The sequence below is a fragment of the Kitasatospora sp. NPDC001603 genome (assembly GCF_040298365.1).
Classification (GTDB): Bacteria; Actinomycetota; Actinomycetes; order Streptomycetales; family Streptomycetaceae; genus Kitasatospora.
Map to the genome: position 1 here is coordinate 252141 of NZ_JBEPAA010000002.1, position 15376 is coordinate 267516.

Below are 15376 nucleotides of genomic sequence, written 5' to 3' on the forward strand. Positions count from 1 at the left end.
TTGTCTCGATCTTCGGCGCCGCCGTGGGCGCCCGCCCGGTGAGAGCCGCGGTCCGCGGCCAGGGCTACAGGTTGCGCCTCGCGCGCGGGATCCGACGATAGGAGGAGGGGAGGTTCGGCCGGGGGTTCGTCAGGCGCGGCCGGTGAGGCCGCACGAGCACGGCACACGTGTGCCCGCGACATGGAGAGAAGATGACTGAGCTTCCTGCGCCGATCACGCCGTACCTGGAGCCCGCCGCGAAGGAGTTGTGCGACGCGACCGATCCGCACCCGCGGCTCTACGAGGTCCCGCCGGAGAAGGGCCGAGAGATCCTCCTCGGCCTGCAGTCCGACCCGAGCGTGCCCCGTCCCGAGGTCGACGAGGAGTGGGTCGAGGTGGACACCGGTGAGTGGGGCACCGTGCGAACCCGCATCATCCGCCCCAAGGGCGTCACCGGACCGCTGCCCGTGGTGTTCTACATCCACGGCGCGGGCTGGGTCTTCGGCGACGACAAGACCCACGACCGCCTCTTCCGGGAGCTCGCCGTCGGCGCGGGCGCGGCGGGCGTCTTCCCCGTCTACGACCGCGCGCCGGAGGCCAGGTACCCCACCCAGGTGGAGCAGAACTACGCCGTAGGCCAGTGGGTGCTCCAGCACGGTGCGGAACACGGCCTGGACACCTCGCGCATCGCGGTCACCGGGGAGTCGGTCGGCGGCTGCATGTCCGCGGTCTTCGCGCTGATGAACAAGGAGCGCGGCGGCATCGGCCTCAAGGCCCAGGTCCTGCTCTACCCGGTGACCAACGCCGACTTCGACACCCCGTCCTACTTGCAGTTCGCCGAGGGCTACTACCTCACCCGCGACGGGATGAAGTGGTTCTGGGACGCCTACACCACCGACCCGGCCCAGCGTGCCGAGCCGCACGCCTCGCCACTCCAGGCCCCACTGGAGCTGCTGCGGGGGCTGCCCACCACCCTGGTCATCACCGATGAGGCCGATGTCCTGCGCGACGAGGGCGAGCAGTACGCCAACAAGCTTCGCGAGGCCGGCGTCGACGTCACGTCCGTCCGCGTGGCCGGCATGGTCCACGACTTCCTGCTCCTGGACAGCCTGCGCGACACCCGCGCCGCCAACGTCGCCCGCAAACTCGCCATCGATGCCCTCAGGACAGCGCTCCACGGCGACTGAGCGGCCCCACACTGTTCAGCGGACGCCGAACGCCTTCATGGCCCTGAGCGTGCCGGTCAGCAGGGCGGCCCAGGTCTCGGGGCTGACGCGCTGTGGCGGGTAGAAGCCCTGGATGCGCTGGTGGGCGACGGTCTGGGCCTCGGTGTACTTGAGGATGCCCTCGGCGCCGTGGCGGCGGCCGAGTCCGGAGTCGCCCATGCCGCCCATCGGCGCGTCGATGCTTCCCCACGCGGCGGCGAAGGCCTCGTTGACGTTGACGGTGCCGGCGTGCACGCGGGCGGCGACGGCTCGGCCGCGCGCCCCGTTGCGGGACCAGACGCTGGCGTTGAGGCCGTACGGCGTGGCGTTGGCCCGTGCGATCGCCTCCTCGACGTGGCGGAAGGAGTAGATGGAGACGACCGGGCCGAAGGTCTCGTGGTCGTACACCGTCATCTCGGGGGTGACGTCGGTGAGGATGGTCGGCTCGTAGAACAGGGGGCCGAGGTCCGGGCGGGCCCTGCCGCCGGCCAGGACGGTGGCGCCCTTGGCCACGGCGTCGTCGACGTGTTCGGTGACGGTCCCCAGCTGGGACGGCGTGGTGAGGGAGCCGACGTCGACGCTGTAGTCGTACGCGGCGCCGATCCTGAGCCTCTTCGTGCGCTCGACGAACGCGGCGACGAACTTCTCGCGGACGGACTCGGCGACGTAGAGGCGCTCGACGGAGACGCACAGCTGGCCGGCGGAGGGGAAGCAGGCGTTGACCGCGCCGGCGGCGGCCTTGTCGATGTCGGCGTCGTCCAGGACGATCATCGGGTTCTTGCCGCCGAGTTCGAGGGAGGCCCCGATCAGGCGCCGGCCCGCGTCGCTCGCGATCTGGCGTCCGCTGGCGGTGGAACCGGTGAACATCATGTAGTCGGCGCCTGCCATCAGGGCGCCGCCGATGGCACTGCCCCGGCCGACCACGATCTGCCACACGTCGGCCGGTAGTCCCGCCTCGTACATCAGGTCGAGCGACCACAGGGCGGTGAGCGCGGTCTGGGTGTCGGGTTTCTGGACGACGGCGTTGCCCGCCATGAGCGCGGCGATGGCGTCGCTGGCGGCCATGCTCAGGGGGTAGTTCCACGGGGAGATCACCGTGACGACGCCCTTGGGGTGGCGCAGTTCGGTGGTGTGGGTGAGCAGCGGGATCGCGCCGCGGCGGCGCTTTGGGCTCAGGTACTTGGCGGCGTTGCGCGCGTAGTAGCGGGCGACGATCCCGATGTCGACGACTTCGAGGAACGCGTCGCGGCGGGTCTTGCCGTTCTCGGCCTGCATGAGGTCGAGCGCCTCCTCCTGGCGGGCGAGGACGAGGTCGTGGAAGCGCAGCATGATCCTCTTGCGCTCCGCGATCGGCGTGGCCGCCCAGGTGGCCTGGGCAGCGCGGGCGCGGGCGAACGCGGCCTCGACGTCGTCGGGGGTGGAGATGGGGAAGTCGCCCAGGGGGTGGCCGGAGTACGGGGTGCTGGTGGTGACGCGCGCGGCGTTCGGTGCGGCGGAGACCCGTGCGGTCAGCCGCTCGATCAGCGCCGGGGTGATGGAGGCGGGCAGGCCCTGGGCGCGGGCGGCCGTGGGGCTGGCGGTTTGTGCGATGGCCATGGCGAGGGTTCCTTGCTACTTGTTCCGGCGCTGGACCGAGGTGGGGACCGGCATGTGGAGGGCGAGCTGGCCTTCGGTCATCACGTCGAACTGGATGGTCCGCATCGGCTTGAGCGAGCGCAGGTCGTCGGACATCCGGCCCTCGCCGAGCTGGAGGCGGACGTCACGCGGCAGGCGCGTCGTGCCGGCGTTCAGCACGTTGGTCTGGCTCAGGGTGGAGTGCCATGCGCCGTTGATCGTCGTGTAGGAGGTGAGCGAGCTGACGCGGTCGCCGCTCAGGTGGGCGGTCTGCTTCGGCGTGGTCGCCTGGAGCGACAGGTCGAGGCCGCCGGCGTGGTTGGTGACCCGGGCGGTGGTGCGGCGCTCGTCGATGTCGACGTCGAGGCCGGTGACCCACTTGGGGAAGCCGTAGCCGTCGTGGCCGCGGACCTGGGCGATCTCCGTGCTGACCGGCAGGGACAGCACGTAGGAGTCGAGGTGTTCGTTCTTGAGGCCGGCGACGAGGTCGAAGAATCCGAGCTTGCCGTGCCGCGCGGGCTTCACGGCGATGCCGACGGCGGCCTCGGTGTAGAAGTCGATGTCGCACACGTCGTAGCGGAAGAACATGACCGAGATCAGCCCGAGGCCCGGGGCGATCTCCAGCGGCGCGAGCTCGCCGGGCAGCCGGGTCCGGATCGCGCTGGAGGGCGCCAGCATGGTGATCCGGGCGGTCGAGACGCTGTAGTAGAAGTTCGGGGTCAGCGTGGGGCCGATCGGGGAGTCGACCTTGATCTTGGGCAGCTGCCGGAAGAAGTCCACCCCGCTGACGCGGGGGTCCCGGGCGATCTCATCCAGGTCGGGGTTCATCCGGTACCGGTCGTACAGACCCCCCTTGGGGACGGTGACCGTGCGGCCGCCCAGGTCGACCTTGACGGTGGTGTCCTTCTGCGCCGAAGACATGGCCCGGCTCCTCACTAGTCATGTAAGCGGTGTACACATGACTATAGGGCGCGATGTAAGCACCGTCAACAATGGGGTGCACGGGGATTCCGCGGATAGGCACGGCCGCCGGGGTTGGCCAGCCGACCATGCGGCCAGCCGCCCACCGAGGCCGTCGTGCTGGCGGCTGGGCACCTCCAGCAACGATGACTCCCGCATGCTCAGGCCGTGCCGGGCCTGCAGCGAATGCTCGACGCGCACCTCGACCCTGCCCTGCAAGAGGGACAGGGCGGCCCAGCCGCCGGCGAGAGCGGTGAGCGCGGGATCCATGGCGACCGCGTAGACCCTTCCTTCAAATATCCGTTAATTCAAATACCAGCGTGCGGCTGTATACCGCTAGAGCAGCTAAATCCCGTGTGGCCTCTGCCGCTCGGCCGCTGGCGCCATGGCGGTCGACCCCACTGGTGCCGCACGCGGCGGCGATCCTCCCGCCCGCCCGGGGTGACGCCCCGTCCGATCCCCCGTTGGGCTTGGGGCCAACAAGCCTGCCTTGGTGACGCCTGTCGTGCTTCGGCACAGCAGGGCCCCATCCGGCGGCCCGCGAGCTGACGTTTGATCACTCGAACAAACAATCGAATAATGGGTTCATGACCTCGGCCGTTCCGTTCTCCCGCCCCGTCCGCCCGCCCGAGCGGCCCGGCGATGCCGAGCGGGCGCCGCGCGAGCTGATGACCCTGCCCGGAGCGTCCCGGGACGTGCGGCGGTGGCGGCTGGTGGAGATCCGGCTCGGCGGGGAGTGGCGCCCGGGGATGCTCACCGTGTGGCGGCGCCCGCCCGGCGCCGCCTGCTGGGTGGTCCATGTGCGCTGGGCGCCCGACACGGACAGCCCACAGCCCTGGGGCTGGTTCCTGTACACGGAGGAGACCGTCCGGCCGCTGCCCGAGCCGCAGGACGCGCCTCCCGCGGCCGCGCCGTTCCTCGGCCGGTGGCGGGACGCGGTGGCGGTGCCCGCCGAGCTGGCCGGCACGCCCGCCGAGGACGGCGCCGACCGGTGCTGGCGCCTGGCCTGGGCGCGGGTCGGCGGCCACTGGCGCTCCTGCCTGGTCACCGCCCGTCGCCGTCCGGGCCCGGAGCTGCCCTGGATCGCGAACGTACGGTGGGGCGAGGACAAGGACACCGCCTGGCTGATCGCCGACCCCGCCACCCTGCGGCCCGTCCCGCCGGGCCGATCGCCCGCTGCGGACGTCGACAGCGGTCCGGGTCCGGCAGCCCGGTGACCCCGGCCCCGCGCAGTGGTGCGAGGGGGTGGCGCCCGGCAGCAGAAGCGGCAGAGTCGGCCCCCGCCGGTCACCGTCCGGCCGGGCCCGCCGAACGGCCTCGGACCTCAGCCGTTGCGTGCCTCGGCCTCCTGCTGCAGCAGGCCCGCGATCCGGGACAGGTCGTTGATCTCGTCGAGGAAGCCCTCGATGTCGGGCGCGGACGCGCCGTTCACGGCCAGGTAGAAGGTGTTCAGCCGGCCGTGGCCGGCGTCGAGGTAGCCGCCCAGGGTCTGGGCGCCGACGGCGAGCCGCTGGTTGAGCCCGTCCTCGCCGACCACGCTGCCGGGCTTCGCCCAGACCTTGCCCTTGCCGGGGCAGGTGGGGCAGCCGGCGCACGCGCCGGCCAGCGAGCCGTCCACGCCGAGGATCGGCAGCGCGTCGCGGAAGCGGGCGGCCTCCGGGGTGTTCTGCCAGTAGTTCACGATGTCGGTCTCGATCCTCGGGGTGACCCGGTCGACCGGGTTTCCGCCGCGGCCGTCGAGGAGTTGGGCCTGGGTCGGGTCGATCCCGGCCCCGCGCAGGAACTCGTTGAGGACGGGGAAGCCGTCCTCGCACTGGTGGCTGCCCGCGGTCACGGCCATCAGGCAGATGGCCAGGTTGGCGCCGAGGTTGTGGCTGACCTTGAGGATCAGCTTGGCGTACTTCGCGTAGACCGGGGAGACGTAGGCGGCCACCCGCCGGGTGCCGTCGTAGGAGTCCGGCACCTTGTCGGTCGGGTTCGGCCCGGTCGGCGCGGCGGTGACCGTGACGCCCGCGCGGCCGAGGGCCTCGATCAGGGCGGTGCGCCCGAACGCGGCCGGGTCCTGCACCGGGGAGATCCGCAGGGTGGGCGGGGCGTCGGCCGCGATCGTGCCGGAGACGGTGATCCGGGTGCCGTCGGGGGAGGCGGAGACCGTCAGGTCGGTCGGACTGCCCGCCGCGACCGTCCGCACCGTCGACTCGACCTGGTACGGCGCGACCTGGGGACGCCAGGTCAGCTGCGCGCGCTGGCCCGGGGCGGTCGGGGTGGTCAGCAGGTCGATGACGTTGTCGTTGACGATCAGCGGGGTGGGAGTCGGGTCCAGGCCGGGGAAGGAGCTGAAGAGCCGGGTGTCGACGGCGACGTCGCCGTCGATCCGGGTGAGTCCGGCATCGCGCACCTGCCGGGCGATCAGGTCGAGCCCGGCCAGCGGGTCCTCGGGGGTGAGGGTCGCGCCGGGCACGTCGTTGGCGTAGGTGTGGTCGATCGGGGTGTAGGAGACCGAGCCGTCCGGGGCGGTCCGGCCACCCATGGTGAGGTCGCCCTGGCCGATCAGGACCAGGTTGCCGTCCAGGGCCGAACCGTTCTGCTGCCCGACGGCCTGCACGGGGGTGGTGAACTCGTGGTCGCCGCCCAGCGCGTGCCAGGCGCCCGAGACGCTGAGCAGCTTGGCCGTCGAGCCGGGGAGGAAGAACTGGTCGGGGAACTGGGAGTGGATGATCTCGCCGGTGGTGCCGTCCCGCTCCAGCAGTCCCCACTGGGCGTGCTCGTAGCCGGGCTTGGCCATGATGGCCCGGATCTCGGCGCTCAGCTCGTCGCCGTGCGCGGCGGCCGGCGCGGCGGTGCCGAGCGTCAGCGCGGGGACGAGCACGGTCGCGAGGCTGGTGAGGAGGGCCGCGGCCCGGACGCGCCGACTTCTGGGGGTCGAACTCATGGATCCACCTGTTCTGGGCCGGGTACCGGCGCCGTCCTGAGGTCGGACATTCCGCGAGACATACCCGGGCGGTGGCCCCGGCCGGTGGGGCCGGAGCGCGGTTCACCCTCCCGCCACGCGTCCTGCCGTCACTCCGGGGTTCCGGCCGTCGGGCGGGTGCCATTCGCGAATGCCCGTGGCTCCTTGACGGGCCAAGTCATTAGCTGCCATATTATCTGCATGACGAGGGACGGTGGCGACGGTGAGCAGCCCACGCTGGAGCAGGCCGGATGGCAGCTGCGGCACTACGGGCTGGAGGTCGATCCGCAGGCGGTGCTGGTCGCGGTGCGACTGATCTCCGCGGGCGCGAGAGTCGGCCGGGCGGCCGAGGCGCACTTCGCCCGGTTCGGGCTCTCGACGGGCCGCTACCGCCTGCTCTCCGACCTCGAAGGTCACGGGGGAGAGAAGTCCCCCTCGCAGCTGGCGGCCGATCTCGACGTCTCCAGGGCCACGGTCACCGGCCTGCTCGACGGGCTCGAACGCGAGGGTCTGGTCGCCAGGCGCCCGTCCACCGAGGACGGGCGCGGCACGGTGGCGGTCCTGACCGCGCGCGGTGCGCAGCGCCTTCGCGACATGGCGCCCGAGCACTTCGGGCGACTGGAGGCGATGGTGGGCGGGCTCACCGTCGAGGAGCGCACGGTGTTCCTGGACCTGCTCTCCCGCGTCGTGCGCGGCAGTTCGGCGCTGACCGCCGACTGACCCCGGCCCATTCGGCCGACCCCGGCCGTGGGCCGGCCCGGGCTCCCGTCCCGTGGACGGGAGCCCTTTTGACGGAGCAGTAATTAGCCAGCTAATTACCTGACCGGAGTAGGCCCGTCCGGCCGCCCGGTCGAACCCTTTCGCCTTTCGGAACCCGAACGAGAAGAAGAGGCCGACATGCCCGAAACGAAGGACCGAACCGCCCCGAGCCGGGCGGCCGCCCGGCCGTTCGTCCTGTGGCGCGAGGTGCTGACCGCCTACGCCGCTCCCGCGTTGATGGCCGGTACCGCGGGGGTGGTCACCGGTCAGGCGGACCTCACGGTGGCGGCCGTCACCTCCATCGCCGGCACCTCCGCCGTGGTGGCCTTCCTGGTCGGCGCCTGGCTGCGGCACGGCGGGCGGCCACGGCGCTGGACCCTCGCCCTGCCGCGGCTCGTGCTGACCGTGCTGCTCGTCGTCGCGACCGCCGGCGTGGCGGCGGGGCTGGGGTGGTTCGTCGCCGCATGGCTGCCGGCGCACACCGCGCTTCCCGCCGCCCCCTGGCTGCGGCGGCTGCGCATCGACCTGCCCGTCTCCGCCGTGCTCGCCACCACCATCGTCACCCTGCGCTGGCGCGGCACCGTCGCGAAGCCCCGGCCGTAGCCCCTGCCCCGGCCGTAGCCCCTGCCCCGGCCGTAGCCCCGGCCCCGGCCGTCACCGAACCCGGCGGCACCCGCCGCCGCGGAACACACCAGGTATGTGAGGACACCCGATGATCGTTGTCATGGGAGCGACCGGAACCACCGGAACCGCCCTGCTCCACAGCCTCCGCGCACTCGACGTACCCGTGCGCGCCCTCACCCGCACCCCGCAGCGGCCGCTCCCCGGCGCCGCCGGCCCGCGGCACGACCGGCTCGTCGAGGTCCGGTACGCCGACGCCGGCGACCCCGACTCGCTGCGCGCGGCCTTCGAGGGCGCCGACCAGCTCTTCCTCGCCATGGCCAACAGTCCCGAGCAGGTCGCGCTCGAAACCCGCGTCATCGACATCGCCGTGGTCAGCGGCATCGGACACGTCGTCAAGGTCTCCGCCCCGGCTGCCGAGCCGGACTCGCCCGTCGCGATATCCCGCGGACACCACGCCGTCGAGGCACACCTGCGCGCCTCCGGACTCACCGGCACCGTCCTGCGGCCCTACGCGTTCATGCAGAACCTCCTGCGCCTGGCGCCCGCCGTGGCCGAGGGGGTCGTCCTCGGCGCGATGGGGGAGGCGCCCTGCAACTACGTCGACAGCCGCGACATCGGCGACGTCGCGGCCGCCGTGCTCACCCGCCGTCACCTCGCGGGCGGCACCTACACCCTGACCGGACCGGAAGCCGTCTCCCACCCCGACCTCGCCGCCCGGCTGACCGCGGTCACCGGCCGCCCGATCCGGTACGTCGACCTCGCCCCGGACGAGATGCGCGACAACCTCGTCCACCGGGCCGGCATGCCCGACTGGCTCGCCGACCACGTCGTGGAGATCCAGCGACTGGCCGTCGCCCGCCCCGAGACACCCACCAGCACCGTCGCCGACGTCCTCGGCCGCTCGCCCCGCACCCTCGACGCCTTCCTGGCCGAACACCGGCACCACTTCGACCGGTAGCCCGCCGGCGGCGCCCGCCCCGGCTCCGGCGCGGGAGTCGCGCCCCGGGGGCCCGACCGCCGCGGACGCTGTGGGTGGATGGCTGGCCCTGGCCGTGACGACGGCCTTCGCCACCCCTAGCCGGCGCCGGCGGTCCCCCGGGGGGAGCCGGGGGGCGGGGCCACCGGGCTCCGCTCGGCTAGGTGGGCGTCCATGGTGGCGTTCAGAGCGGTGATGAACTGCTCGAACTGTTGCAGGAGTTGTGGCGGGTAGGGGGCCATCACGGCGTCGAGGCGGTGGGCGAGCGGGCCGAAGAACTCGTCCGCCCGCTCCTGGATGTGCGGGCCGCCGCGCAGGGTGACGATGCGCCGGTCGGAGTGCTCGCGGGTGCGGGTGATGTGCCCGGCCGCTTCGAGGCGGTTGAGGAGCGCGGTGGTGGCTCCCGTGGACAGGGAGATGCGCTCGCTCAGCCGGGCCGGTGACAGTGGGGCCCCGCGTTCCTCGGCGGCGGCGATCTCCAGCACCGCGGTCGCGTCGGTGGAGTGCAGGCCCAGCCAGGCGGCGAAGCGCCGGCTGAGCTCGGCGTAGTGGCCGCCATGGATCCGCAGCCCCTCCATCAGCCGCTCGCGCCGCGCCGCGCCACCGTCGCCCATCGCTTCCTCCACAGGCACTGCCACCTCGTCTCGCCCGCCGGGCGTCCAGGTGGGCGGCCCGCCTTTGACAACCTACCCCCATCAATTTACCTTCATCATGGAATTACTTCACCATGGAGGTATCTGACGTGCGTGCCCCGTCTCCCATCCCTGACAGGACGACCGAGCCCTACCGGTGGCGGTGGCTGATCCTGGCGGTGATGATCGTCGCGGAGATCATGGATCTCCTGGACGCCTCGATCGTCAACGTTGCCGGGCCGGACCTGGAGAGGTCCCTCGGCGCCGGTTCCGTCGGACTGCAATGGGTGATCGGCGGCTATGCCCTCACCCTGGGCGCCGGGCTCGTGCTCGGCGGCCGGCTCGGCGATCGCTTCGGCCGACGCAGCATGTTCCTGATCGGCTTGGCGACCTTCACCGCGAGCTCCCTGCTGTGCGCGGTCGCGCCGAACATCGAGTCACTGATCGCCTTCCGCCTGCTGCAGGGCGCCGCCGGAGCGATGCTGCTGCCCCAGGGCCTGGGCCTGCTGCGGGAGAACTTCTCCGGCCCCGAGCTCACCAAGGCCTTCGCGGTCTTCGGACCGGTCCTCGGCCTGGGCGGCATCATCGGCCCGGTCCTGGGCGGCTTCCTCATCGAGGGCGACTTCTTCGACCTGGGCTGGCGGTCGGTGTTCCTGGTCAACCTGCCCATCGGAATCGCGGCACTGATCGTCACCGCGAAGTTCGTGCCCAAGAAGGCGGGCGACCGCTCCGTACGGGTCGACATGACCGGCGCCGCGCTGGTCGTGGCGTCCTGCGCCCTGCTGGTGCTGCCGCTCAACCAGGGGCAGGAGAACGGCTGGCCGCTGTGGACATGGCTGTCCATGGCCGCCTCGGCGACCGGTTTCGCCCTCTTCGCCCTCCAGCAGCGCCGCACGGCAGCCGCGGGACGCGAGCCGCTGGTGACCCCGGGCCTGCTTCGCAAGCCGGCCTTCACCGTAGGCCTCGGCGGCCTCGCCCTGTTCTTCGGCGGGCTCATCGGCACCCAGCTCGTTCTTACCCTCTTCCTCCAGATCGGCCGGCACTTCACCGCCGGTGAGGCGGGACTGGGCAACCTGCCCCTCGCGGTGGGAACCGCGATCGGCGGCGCGGTCAGCGGCGCGTTCCTCGCGGACAGGATCGGCCGCAAGGTGCTGCAGATCGGACCGCTGGTCCAGCTGGCCGGCGCGGGCGTGCTGTGGTTCGAGCTCGACGGCCTGGACGTTACCTCGTTCTCGATCTGGGACATCGCCCCCGGCGTGGCGGTGGCGGGCATCGGCGCCGGCCTGGTGATCGCCGCCCTGTTCAGCTTCATCCTGGCCGCGGTCCACGACGACGAGATCGGTTCCGCCTCCGGTGTCCTGTCGGCGGTCCAGGCGGTCGGCGGTTCCATCGGTGTCGCGGTCTTCGGCTCGGTGTTCTTCGCCCAGGCCAAGGCCGGTGACTTCACCGGCGGCTTCCACCGCGCGCTGATCGTCCAGGCCTGCCTGCTGGCCGTCTTCTTCGCGATCACCTTCCTGCTGCCCAAGAAGGGCCGCCCCGAAGAAGAGCAGCACGGCACCGCCACCGCCACCGCGCCCGCCACCGGCTCCGACGCGGAGCGGCACCTCACCGCGTGAAGCACAGCTGGGGAGGGCGCCCACGGAAGCCCGCCGAACACCGCCGTCCGCCGCACCGCGGCCGGGTCACCTCCTCCTGACCCGGCCCCGGACGGCCGTGCGTCAGGTCCGCCCCAGCCGCAGGGCCAGCACGGGCTCGCCGGTCGGCCGCACCGACCCGCCGGCGGGCTCCACCGTCAGGCCGACGGACCGGGCACCGTCCAGGGGCGCGGTGAGCAGGAGGGCGCCGTCGCCGTCCGGCAGCAGACCGGCCGGGAGGTAGGTGCCCGCGCGGTCGAGCCAGAGTTCGTAGACGCGGCCGGGCCCGGGATCGGGAAGGCCGGTGGCGAGGAACCCGGCCCGGTTGCGGTCGGCCGACCAGACCACGGTGCCGGCACCCGAACCGGCGGTGACGGTGCTCACCCGGGCGTCCGGGGCGGTCAGCAACTCGCCGAAGGCCGCCTGCCGGGCACGCAACTCTTCGGCGACGGAACGCGCCCGCCGGGCCTGCTCGTGCTGCTGCACGGCGAGGACACCCAGCGCGCTGGTCGCGGCCAGCGAGGCGGCCAGGGCGAACCGCGGCCAGCGGGCCCGCCGGCGGACGCCGGGCGGCGCGACCCGGGGCGCGGCCGCGCCGGTGTGCCGGGGGAGCGGCGGCAGCTGGTGTTCCCGCTCCAGCCGGGCCAGCAGCGCCGCCCGCAGCCGCGGCGGTGGCTCGACCGCCTGGGCCGTACCGAGCCGGCTCAGGGCCGCGGCGAAGCCCGCCACCTCCTCCCCGCAGCTCCCGCACCCGCCGAGATGCGCCTCGAAGGCGTCACGTTCGTCCGCGTCGAGGGAGTGCAGCGCGTACGCGCCGGTGAGCAGGTGGAGATCGCTGTCGGCGGGGGCGGTCATGATCCGGCTCCCAGGCAGTCGCGCAGCCGGATGAGACCGTCGCGCATCCGGGTCTTGACGGTGCCCAACGGGGTGCTCAGCCGTTCGGCGACCTCCCGGTGGGTCAGGCCCTGGTAGAACGCCAGCACGACGGACTCGCGCTGCAGATCGGTCAGGCGCCGCAGGCAGTGCCGGACCTGTTGTCGCTCCATCCGGGTACCGGCTCCTTCGGCGGCCTCGTCGAACGGCGTCTCCCGGCTGCCGGCGGCCACCGTCCGGTCGCGGTCGGCCGCCGCCTCGCAGTGCCGGACCCGGTCCACGGCACGGTGGTGGGCGATGGTCATCACCCAGGGCAGCACCTCCCCGCGCAGCGGGTCGTAGCGGGCCGCGCCGCGCCACACCTCCAGCATCACGTCCTGCGTCACCTCCTCCGACTGGGCCTCGTCCCGAAGGATCCGGCGAACCAGGCCGAACACCGGGCCGGCCACCGCGTCGTACAGCCGGGCGAACGCCTCGTGATCACCGGCGGCGACGAGCGCCATCACCGCCTTGAGGTCGCCCGGCGGCTCGGAGCGGCCGGGCAGGAAGGCGACGGCGGTCACCTGCCACGCCCCCGTGATCCGCAACTCCGGTGGCCGGCCGGGCGGATGCACCGGCGAGGCGTACCGGCCGGACGGTCGCGTGCGGCAGGCACGGCGACCGCCCGGGCCTGGTTCGGGGCTTCAGGAATGTCGTTCATCGGTCGCACGGTATTCGCCCCCGGCGGGCCGGCGGATTGCCTTCGGACGGATCCGGTCGCCTCCCTCACCCGATCGAGTGAAGCCGGGCGACGGACCCATCCGCGGCGCGGAGCCGACCGAATGGGGAGTGTGAGCAACGATGTGACCACCCGACGCGCCGGGCGCCGCGACCGTGCCGGAGCGCTGCCGGCCCTGATGGCGTTCGGCGCGGCCGCCGCCTGCGCGGCCCTCGCCGTCGGCGAGACGGCGGCGGCGCTCCTGCGCCCGCAGGCGGCCCCGGTGATCGCGATCGGCTCGGCCGCGATCGACCTCGCGCCCACCGAGGTCAAGGAGTGGGCGGTGCGCTCCTTCGGCACCTCCGACAAGACCGTGCTCCTCACCGGGATCTACACCGTCATGGCACTGCTCGCCGCCGCCCTGGGGCCCGTGGCGGCCCGCCGCCGCGCCGCGGCCGTCGTCCTGCCGGCCGCCTTCGGCGCGCTCGGCGTCTGGGCGGCACTCGCCCGCCCGGGCGCACGGCCCGTCGACGCCCTGCCCTCGGCTGCGGCCGCGCTGGCCGCCGCCGCCGTCCTGCTCGTCCTGCTGCCCCGCCGGACCGCCGGGGGACGGCCCCCCGTCCCCGGCAGTCCGGGGCGCCGGGAGGTCCTGACCGCGGGCGCCGTCGTCGCGCTCTCGGCCGGTCTCGGCCCGGGCGCCCGGTACCTGTCCGACCGGCGGACCGACGTCGGCGCCGCCCGCGCGGCCGTCGTCCTCCCGCCACCGGCCCGCCCCCTGCCGCCGCTGCCGCCCGCCGCCGGGCCACGGATCCCCGGACTCCCCCCGCTGCGCACGCCGACCGCCGACTTCTACCGCGTCGACACGGCCCTGACCCTGCCCCGGATCGACCCGCGCGACTGGACGCTGCGGATCCACGGCCTGGTCGACCGGCCCCTGGAACTGTCCTTCGACGAGCTGCTCGCGCTGCCGATGGAGGAACTCGACCACACCCTGACCTGCGTCTCCAACGAGGTCGGCGGCCCGTACGCGGGCACCACCCGCTGGCTCGGGGTCTCGCTGCCGGGCCTGCTGCGCCGGGCCGGTCTGCGGACCGGTGCGGAGCAGCTGCTCGGCCGCTCCGAGGACGGCATGACCATCGGCACACCCGTGGAGTCGGTCCTGGACGGCCGCGCCGCCCTGCTGGCGATCGGCATGGACGGCGCGCCGCTGCCCGTCGAACACGGCTTCCCCTGCCGCACCGTCGTCCCGGGCCTCTACGGCTACACCTCCGCCACCAAGTGGCTGGTCGACCTGGAGGTCACCACCTTCGCCGCCCGCGACCCGTACTGGGTGCAGCGCGGCTGGGACCGCACCGGCGAGGTGCGCACCGCCTCCCGCATCGACGTGCCCGCCGCCTTCGCACGGGTGCCGGGCGGGGACGTCACCGTCGCCGGCACGGCCTGGGCGACCCACCGCGGCGTCGCCGCCGTCGAGGTCCGCGTCGACGGCGGGCCCTGGCAGGAGGCGGTGCTCGCCGCCGACGCCGGGCCCGACGTGTGGCGGCAGTGGCACCACACCTGGCGCTCGGCCGCGCCCGGTACGCACCGCCTGGAGGTCCGCGCCACCGACGCGACCGGGGCCGTTCAGGAGGAGACCCGCAGACCGCCCTTCCCGGCCGGTGCGACGGGCTGGCACAGCACCGTCGTCACCGTCCTGTGAACCGTCCGCCCCCCGCTCCGAGCGGGACGGCACCACCCATCCGAAAGAGAAAGAAACCGATGACCACCATCCTGCGCCGCAAGCCCGTCACCGCCCTGCTCGTCGGCGGCGTCCTCGCCGCCACGCTCACCGCCTGCGGGGGCGACGACAGCTCCACGGCGGCCGGCCCGGCGCCGACCGCGGCGGCCGCGACCACCGGGGCCGCTAACCCGGTACCCGTGCCGGACTCCCCGGCCGCCCAGAGCACGGCCGGGGCGAGCACGGCCGGACAGGCGATGACCGGGCAGCCGTTCGGCGTCGCCTGCACCGCCGTCCCCAAGGACGGCGCCGGCTCCTTCACGGGCATGGCCGCCGACCCGGTCGCCACCGCCGCCTCCAACAACCCGCTGCTCTCCACCCTCGTCACCGCGGTCAAGAAGGCCGGTCTCGTCGACACCCTCAACTCCGCGAAGAACATCACCGTCTTCGCCCCCACCAACGACGCCTTCGCCAAGCTGCCCAAGGCCGACCTCGACGCCGTCCTCGCCGACAAGGACAAGCTCACCAAGATCCTCACCTACCACGTCGTCCCGCAGCGCCTGGCCCCGACGGCCCTGACCGGCGCGCACAAGACCCTGGAGGCCGACGAGGTCACCGTCACGGGTGCCACGCCCGAGTTCGCCGTCAACGGGTCCGCCAAGGTCCTCTGCGGGAACGTGCAGACCGCCAACGCCACCGTCTACATCGTCGACACCGTGCTGATGCCCGCCTCCTGACCCTTCGTCGCCCCACCGA

Annotated in this window: 14 protein-coding genes; 8 read left to right on the forward strand and 6 right to left on the reverse strand. The window is 73.3% G+C overall.

What is annotated here, in order from left to right; all coding sequences use genetic code 11:
• Positions 1-191 precede the first annotated feature (191 nt).
• On the forward strand, positions 192-1166 hold the full coding sequence (locus ABT263_RS02715) for an alpha/beta hydrolase (protein WP_352286787.1): 975 nt from the start codon (positions 192-194) through the stop codon (positions 1164-1166).
• Between the two features lie 15 nt (positions 1167-1181).
• Here the strand turns inward: ABT263_RS02715 and ABT263_RS02720 are convergent, their stop codons facing one another.
• Both ABT263_RS02720 and ABT263_RS02725 read right to left on the reverse strand, forming a co-directional pair.
• A complete protein-coding gene (locus ABT263_RS02720; protein WP_352286789.1) occupies positions 1182-2780 on the reverse strand; it encodes a succinic semialdehyde dehydrogenase in 1599 nt (532 codons plus the stop codon).
• A 15-nt stretch (positions 2781-2795) separates the two neighbouring features.
• Positions 2796-3719 (reverse strand): acetoacetate decarboxylase family protein, encoded by a 924-nt coding sequence (locus ABT263_RS02725; RefSeq protein ID WP_352286792.1) that lies wholly within the window; start codon positions 3717-3719, stop codon positions 2796-2798.
• A 626-nt stretch (positions 3720-4345) separates the two neighbouring features.
• Between ABT263_RS02725 and ABT263_RS02730 the strand changes: the two genes are divergently transcribed.
• A complete protein-coding gene (locus ABT263_RS02730; RefSeq protein ID WP_352286794.1) occupies positions 4346-4975 on the forward strand; it encodes a hypothetical protein in 630 nt (209 codons plus the stop codon).
• A 107-nt stretch (positions 4976-5082) separates the two neighbouring features.
• On the opposite strand, the gene dacB is transcribed toward ABT263_RS02730, so the two are convergent.
• Positions 5083-6690 (reverse strand): D-alanyl-D-alanine carboxypeptidase/D-alanyl-D-alanine endopeptidase, encoded by a 1608-nt coding sequence (gene dacB, locus ABT263_RS02735; protein ID WP_352286797.1) that lies wholly within the window; start codon positions 6688-6690, stop codon positions 5083-5085.
• A 219-nt stretch (positions 6691-6909) separates the two neighbouring features.
• On the opposite strand from dacB, the gene ABT263_RS02740 reads away from it, so the two are divergent.
• From ABT263_RS02740 to ABT263_RS02750, 3 genes are all read left to right on the forward strand, one after another.
• Positions 6910-7428: a MarR family winged helix-turn-helix transcriptional regulator gene (locus ABT263_RS02740; RefSeq protein ID WP_352286799.1), complete on the forward strand. Its 519-nt coding sequence runs from the start codon at positions 6910-6912 to the stop codon at positions 7426-7428.
• A gap of 177 nt (positions 7429-7605) precedes the next feature.
• Positions 7606-8070 carry a hypothetical protein gene (locus ABT263_RS02745; RefSeq protein ID WP_352286802.1) on the forward strand — a complete coding sequence of 155 codons (465 nt, stop codon included), beginning with the start codon at positions 7606-7608 and terminating at the stop codon, positions 8068-8070.
• 121 nt (positions 8071-8191) lie between these two features.
• A complete protein-coding gene (locus ABT263_RS02750; RefSeq protein ID WP_352286805.1) occupies positions 8192-9049 on the forward strand; it encodes an SDR family oxidoreductase in 858 nt (285 codons plus the stop codon).
• 116 nt (positions 9050-9165) lie between these two features.
• Here the strand turns inward: ABT263_RS02750 and ABT263_RS02755 are convergent, their stop codons facing one another.
• Positions 9166-9681, reverse strand: coding sequence for a MarR family winged helix-turn-helix transcriptional regulator (locus ABT263_RS02755; protein WP_352286888.1), 516 nt, complete (start codon positions 9679-9681; stop codon positions 9166-9168).
• Positions 9682-9809: 128 nt separating this feature from the next.
• Between ABT263_RS02755 and ABT263_RS02760 the strand changes: the two genes are divergently transcribed.
• Positions 9810-11315 carry an MFS transporter gene (locus tag ABT263_RS02760; protein WP_352286808.1) on the forward strand — a complete coding sequence of 502 codons (1506 nt, stop codon included), beginning with the start codon at positions 9810-9812 and terminating at the stop codon, positions 11313-11315.
• A gap of 102 nt (positions 11316-11417) precedes the next feature.
• Here the strand turns inward: ABT263_RS02760 and ABT263_RS02765 are convergent, their stop codons facing one another.
• Positions 11418-12188 (reverse strand): anti-sigma factor, encoded by a 771-nt coding sequence (locus tag ABT263_RS02765; protein ID WP_352286810.1) that lies wholly within the window; start codon positions 12186-12188, stop codon positions 11418-11420.
• Positions 12185-12769 (reverse strand): ECF RNA polymerase sigma factor SigK, encoded by a 585-nt coding sequence (gene sigK / locus ABT263_RS02770; protein WP_502885741.1) that lies wholly within the window; start codon positions 12767-12769, stop codon positions 12185-12187. The genes ABT263_RS02765 and sigK overlap by 4 nt, the downstream gene beginning before the upstream one ends.
• A gap of 258 nt (positions 12770-13027) precedes the next feature.
• Between sigK and ABT263_RS02775 the strand changes: the two genes are divergently transcribed.
• Positions 13028-14602 (forward strand): molybdopterin-dependent oxidoreductase, encoded by a 1575-nt coding sequence (locus tag ABT263_RS02775; protein ID WP_502885742.1) that lies wholly within the window; start codon positions 13028-13030, stop codon positions 14600-14602.
• A gap of 59 nt (positions 14603-14661) precedes the next feature.
• Positions 14662-15357, forward strand: coding sequence for a fasciclin domain-containing protein (locus ABT263_RS02780; protein WP_352286814.1), 696 nt, complete (start codon positions 14662-14664; stop codon positions 15355-15357).
• Positions 15358-15376: the final 19 nt, after the last annotated feature.